Genomic DNA, 1,199 nt, shown 5'->3' with positions numbered 1-1,199 from the left:
GAAGGGGATTCTTGTTTCAAGGCGTTATGCCCGAAGTTCATTAGAACAATCGGGACTTACTTACGCTCCACAAGCTAACACCGCTTGCCCAGCGGCTTTGATATTAATAGCGGCATTGGTATCACGGTCTAAGCGCGCTTCACACGCTGGACAAGTCCAATGCCTTATATGTAACGGTAGAGAATCAACTACGTGACCACAGCAATTACAACGCTTACTAGACGGATACCACTTGTCAATCTGGACAAGTGTTCTGCCGCGCCATTCTGCTTTGTACTCAAGCTGCCTAACCATTTCGCCCCAATTGGCGTCACCAATGGCCTTAGCAAGTCGCGGATTCTTGACCATGTTTTTAACGCTCAAACTCTCACAGCTAATCACTTGGTTTTCGTTTATCAACGTAGTGGTGAGTTTGTGGGTAAAGTCGCGGCGGCAGTCGGCAATCTTCGCCTGAATGCGAGCAACTTTGATTCTGGCTTTGTGGAAGTTGGCAGTTCCTTTCTTCTTCTTCTTGGAAAGGCGGCGTTGCGCCTGAGCCAATTTCTTCTCGTACTTTGCAGTATGGCGGGGATTGCCAGATTTAAACCCGTCAGCGGTAATCACAAGGTCGGTCAAACCCAAATCAATACCCGTTGTCTTTTTGGTAACAGGCAGTGGTTTAGGCTCGAAGCGGCAAAGCATAGACACGAAGTAGCGGCCTGCACTGTCTTTCGAGATAGTGACGGTAGTTGGTTCGCTAGGAAGTTCACGCGACCAGCGAATATCAAGCGGCTGTTTGGACTTGGCAATGTAGATATTGCCATCTTTGAACTTAAACGCCGACTTCGTGAATTCTGCGCTTTGCTTGCTGCGCTTCTTCTTAAAGGCTGGATACTTCGCCCTTCCTTCAAAGAAGTTCTTAAACGCAGTTTGTTGATGGCGCAAAGATTGTTGGAGCGGTACACACGACACGCTGTTAAGCCATTCAAACTCAGTTTGCTTCTTGAGTTCGGTCAGCTTAGAGCTTGCCGTGTTGTAGTTAACCTTTTTGCTTTCGTTGTAGAAAGCGTCGGTACGCCATTTAAGGATCGCGTTGTAAACGAAACGCACACAGCCGAAAGTCTGCGCAAGCAATTGAGCCTGTTCAGTCGTTGGGTAAAAGCGTTGTTTAATAGCGATCTCTTTCATAGTTCACAAGAATACAGTTGTTTTTGTGAAAG

Annotated in this window: 1 protein-coding gene; it reads right to left on the bottom strand. The window is 47.2% G+C overall.

Features of this window, described 5'->3' with window-relative positions; translation table 11 throughout:
• Positions 1 to 60 precede the first annotated feature (60 nt).
• Positions 61 to 1,167 (bottom strand): RNA-guided endonuclease InsQ/TnpB family protein, encoded by a 1,107-nt coding sequence (locus L5M29_RS23615; protein ID WP_263170350.1) that lies wholly within the window; start codon positions 1,165 to 1,167, stop codon positions 61 to 63.
• Positions 1,168 to 1,199: the final 32 nt, after the last annotated feature.

The sequence above is a fragment of the Shewanella sp. SM95 genome, from assembly GCF_025653595.1.
Lineage (GTDB): Bacteria > Pseudomonadota > Gammaproteobacteria > Enterobacterales > Shewanellaceae > Shewanella > Shewanella oncorhynchi.
The sequence above is the reverse complement of the archived record's forward strand: the minus strand, read 5'-3'. Positions and strand labels throughout refer to the sequence as shown.